Origin of the sequence: Xanthomonas sp. SHU 199 (assembly GCF_000364665.1) — a bacterium.
In the GTDB taxonomy this organism is placed as follows: domain Bacteria; phylum Pseudomonadota; class Gammaproteobacteria; order Xanthomonadales; family Xanthomonadaceae; genus Xanthomonas_A; species Xanthomonas_A sontii.
On sequence record NZ_AQOI01000468.1, the window covers coordinates 1 to 4,340 of the forward strand.

A 4,340-nucleotide genomic window follows, 5' to 3' on the forward strand; every position below is an offset into this window, starting at 1 on the left:
CCTGCCGGTCGCCGAGCTGCCGGAGCCGCGTCCTGCGGCCGCTGCGGCGTCGCCCGCCGCCACGCTGCCGCCGTCGCACGCCGCGCTCCGGCAATGAGCAAGCCTGTGCGCGTCGCGCTGGTGTCCGGCGGCGTCCTCGCCGCCGCTGCGTTCGTCAGCGCTGCCGCGACCGGCGATTCCCGCCATGTGGTCGAACCGCACTTGCCGCCGGTGTGCATGGCACTGGATGCCAGCCTGCAGGCGCAGCAGCGCCGCTTCACCGACGCACAGGAGCGCAGCGCGCCGGACACTGCGCGCATCCAGGCCGCGCTCGACCGCTGCGCCGCCGGTGCGCACGGCGCGGTGCTGCTGCGCGCCGGCAGCGGCAACGCCTTCCTCAGCGGACCGTTGACGATCCGCAGCGACACCACGCTGGCGATCGACAGCGGCGTGACCCTGTTCGCCTCGCGCCAGCCCGCCGACTACCAGGTGCCCGGCCGCAACGCCTGCGGCCAGGCCGCGGCCCGCAGCGGCGGCTGCCGCGCGCTGATCACCCTGCAGGGGCGCAGCCTGGGGGTGATGGGCGTGCGTGACGGCGCCGGCCACCAGGGCACTATCGACGGCCGCGGCGACCTGCCGATGCTCGGCGGCAGCGACAGCTGGTGGCAATTCGCGCGCGGCGCCAAGGCCGCCGGCCAGACCCAGAACGCGCCCGACCTGATCCGCGCGCAGGACGTCGCCGATCTGCAGCTCTACCACGTCAACCTGGTCAATGCGCCGTACTTCCACGTCTTCGTGCACGGCGGCGACGGCGTCACCGTGTGGGGCGTGCGGGTCAGGGCGCCGGCCAACAGCCCCAACACCGACGGCCTGGATCTGGACAGCGTGCGCAATGCGACCCTGGCCGACAACGACGTGATGGCCGGCGACGACGGCATCGCGATCAAGACCAGCGCCGCGCGCTCGGCCGACATCACCGTGCGCGACTCGCGCTTCTACGGCACCCACGGCATCTCCATCGGCAGCGAGGTGATGTACGGCGTCGGCAACGTGCTGGTGGACGGCAATCGCCTGGTCGGCCACGACGCCGACGGCATCGTCGCCACCGACAACAACGGCCTGCGCATCAAGACCGGCCTGGCCAAGGGCGGACCGGTGCGCGACGTGCTCTACCGCAACACCTGCCTGTTCGATGTGGCCAAGCCCCTGGTGATCACGCCGCTGTACGGCCACGACCACGGCGGCAGCCGCAGCGGCAGCGTGCCGACCTTCGCCGGGATCGTGGTCGACGGACTGCGCGCGCAGGACACGCCCGCCGGCAAGGGCAGTACGGTGCAGGGCTACAGCGCCGCGACACCGCTCGAGCTGGTGCTGGCGCACGTGGCCGCCGATGTCGCCACGCTGCATGCCAGCAATGCGCGCATCGGCGTGGACCAATCCGACCTGCGCTTGAGCGAGGACAGCAGCGCGGCCTCGACCTATGCGACCACGCTCGCCGGGTCGATTCCAGCCTGCAGCAGCGCGCCGGTGTTCCCGACCCTGTAGCCCGCGCGCGCAACGCCGGCGGCCACCCGGCGCGCGCCCGCGTGGCGCGAGCGGTCGGTGCCCGCGTCTTGCGGCTTTGATGGCGTGCGCCGCCACGCACTGCAATCGTCCGCACGTGATGCCATCGCCCTGTCACACCGCAGCGTTCCGCCGCCTAGCTGCGGACATCGCGCGCGTTCTTTTGCGCGTGATGCGGCAGCGCGCTTGATCCGGATCAATGCCCGCGCGTCGGCCGGCGCGCACAGTGCACGCGTCCTCCAAGCGAGCCGCGATCATGGCGTTCACTGTTGCAGTCCTGAGGGAAGAACAGGCCGAGGAGCGCCGCGTGGCGATGGTGCCCGCGGTGCTGCCGAAGCTGGCCAGGCTGGGCGCGCAATTGCGCCTGCAGGCCGGTGCCGGCAGCGGTTCGCGGCTGCCGGATGCGGCCTATGCCGGCGCCACCGTGCTCGACGATGCGCAAGAGGTGGTGGCCGGTGCGGACCTGCTGCTGGCGGTGCAGGCACCATCGCTGCGCACGGTGGCGGCGCTGCGCCCGGGCAGCATGCTGATCGCGATGCTGTACCCGGCCAAGCTGCCGGGCCTGCTGGAGCTGCTGTGCGAACGCCGCATCACCGCCTTCGCGATGGAGACGGTGCCGCGCATCAGCCGCGCGCAGGCGCTGGACGTGCTGTCCAGTCAGGCCGCACTGGCCGGCTACTACGCGCCGCTGCTCGGCGCCGTGCATCTGCCGCGCATCCTGCCGATGATGACCACCGCGGTCGGTTCGCTGCGTGCCGCGCGCGTGCTGGTGATGGGCCTGGGCGTGGCCGGCCTGCAGGCGCTGGCCACCGCGCACCGGCTAGGCGCGATCACCGAAGGCTACGACGTGCGTCCGGAAACCCGCGAGCAGGCGCAGTCGGTCGGCGCGCGCTTCGTCGACACCGGCATCGACGCGCGCGGCGAGGGCGGCTATGCGCGCGAACTCAGCGCCGAGGAGCGGGCCAAGGCCGCGGCGGTGCTGACCCAGCACATCCAGCAGGCCGATCTGATCATCACCACCGCCAACGTGCCCGGGCGCACCGCGCCGATCCTGATCGACCGCGAGCAGATCGCCGGCATGAAGCCCGGCGCGGTGATCGTCGATCTCGCCGCCGACAGCGGCGGCAACTGCGAAGGCAGCGTGCCGGGGCAGACCGTGGACGTCGGACCGGTCACCCTCGTCGCCCCGCGCAACGTGCCTTCGGCGTTGGCCCAGCACGCCAGCGAGCTGTACGCCAAGAACCTGCTGGGGTTGCTCGACCTGCTGGTGCGCGACGGCGCACTGGCGCCGGACTTCGACGATGCGGTGGTCGCCGGCACCGCGCTCACCCATGACGGCCGCCTCTGCCACCCACCGGTGCCGGCCGCCGCGCCCGTTCCCACCAAGGAGTCCTGAGTCATGTCCCTCGATCTGTCGATGAGCTGGCTGATCGCGTTGTACGTGTTCATGCTGGCCGCGTTCACCGGCTACGAAGTGATCGGCAAGGTGCCGTCGATCCTGCACACGCCGCTGATGTCCGGGTCCAACTTCGTCCACGGCATCGTCGTGGTCGGCGCGATGCACGCGCTGTTCAATGCCGACACCGTCGCCGGCCAGGCGATCGGTTTCGTCGGCGTGCTGCTGGGCGCCGGCAATGCCGCCGGCGGCTACGTAGTCACCGACCGCATGCTGGCGATGTTCAAGCCCAGCGCCGCGCCGGCCGCGAAGGAGTAGCGCCATGCTCTCGCTCCTGGTGGAACTGAGCGGGTTCGCCGCCGCGTTGCTGTTCATCCTCGGCCTCAAGCGCATGTCCTCGCCGATGACCGCGCTGCGCGGCATCGTCCTGGCCGGGATCGGCATGCTGGTCGCGGTGGCCGCCGCCTTCGGCTATCTCGCCGACCTGCAGCCCGCGGCGCGTCCGCACGCGCTGACCAACCTGGCCCTGGCGCTGCTGGCGTTGCTGCTGGGCGGTGCCTGGGCCTGGCGCAGCGGCCGCCGTGTCGCGGTGACCGCGATGCCGCAGATGGTGGCGCTGTACAACGGCATGGGCGGCGGCGCCGCCGCGGCGGTGGCCGGGGTCGCGCTGACCGCGCGGCAGCCGCAGCAGGGCGGCCTGCACCTGGCGGTGACCGTACTCGGTGCGCTGATCGGCGCGATCTCGCTGTCCGGCTCGGTGATCGCCTGGGCCAAGCTCGATGGCCGCATCGACACGGCATGGCGGTTCAAGGGGCAGAGCGCGTTCAATGCTGTGGTGTTCCTGGCCGCGCTGGTGCTCGGCGCGCTGGTGGTCACCGGCACGGGCGGCGCCTGGGCGGCGCCGGCGTTCTTCATCGCCGCGCTGGGCTTCGGCGTGCTGATGACGCTGCCGATCGGCGGCGCCGACATGCCGGTGGTGATCTCGCTGTACAACGCCTTCACCGGCCTGGCGGTGGGCCTGGAAGGCTTCGCCCTGCAGAACCCGGCGCTGATGATCGCCGGCATGGTGGTCGGCTCGGCCGGCACCCTGCTGACGGTGCTGATGGCCAAGGCGATGAACCGCTCGCTGGGCAACGTGCTGTTCAGCAATTTCGGCGACGGCGCCGCGGTCGTGCAGGGCGACGTGCAGGGCCGCATGACCGCGGTCGAGCCGGGCGATGCGGCGACGTCGATGCGCTACGCCTCCAGCGTGATCATCGTGCCCGGTTACGGCCTGGCCGTGGCGCAGGCGCAGGGCCGGCTGTACGAACTGGTGAAGCTGCTGCAGGCCGCCGGCGTCGACGTGAAGTTCGCCATCCATCCGGTCGCCGGGCGCATGCCCGGGCACATGAACGTGCTGCTG

Annotated in this window: 4 protein-coding genes; all 4 read left to right on the plus strand. The window is 72.0% G+C overall.

All coding sequences use genetic code 11. From position 1 onward, the window contains the following. Window positions 1-93: 93 nt before the first annotated feature. Entirely contained in the window at window positions 94-1,524 is a 1,431-nt protein-coding gene (locus tag D183_RS0114855) for a glycoside hydrolase family 28 protein (RefSeq protein WP_017909698.1), read from the plus strand. A gap of 274 nt (window positions 1,525-1,798) precedes the next feature. Beyond that, complete coding sequence (locus tag D183_RS0114860; protein ID WP_026144502.1) at window positions 1,799-2,938, plus strand: NAD(P) transhydrogenase subunit alpha; 1,140 nt, start codon at window positions 1,799-1,801, stop codon at window positions 2,936-2,938. 3 nt (window positions 2,939-2,941) lie between these two features. Next, window positions 2,942-3,256: an NAD(P) transhydrogenase subunit alpha gene (locus D183_RS0114865; protein ID WP_017909700.1), complete on the plus strand. Its 315-nt coding sequence runs from the start codon at window positions 2,942-2,944 to the stop codon at window positions 3,254-3,256. A gap of 4 nt (window positions 3,257-3,260) precedes the next feature. Further along, window positions 3,261-4,340: NAD(P)(+) transhydrogenase (Re/Si-specific) subunit beta (locus D183_RS0114870; protein WP_017909701.1), on the plus strand; the 1,080-nt coding region annotated here is incomplete at its 3' end.

Coding starts and splice junctions, on each gene's coding strand:
- D183_RS0114855 (WP_017909698.1), top strand. CDS start 94: ATGAGCAAGCCTGTGCGCGTCGCGCTGGTGTCCGGCGGCGTCCTCGCC.
- D183_RS0114860 (WP_026144502.1), top strand. CDS start 1,799: ATGGCGTTCACTGTTGCAGTCCTGAGGGAAGAACAGGCCGAGGAGCGC.
- D183_RS0114865 (WP_017909700.1), top strand. CDS start 2,942: ATGTCCCTCGATCTGTCGATGAGCTGGCTGATCGCGTTGTACGTGTTC.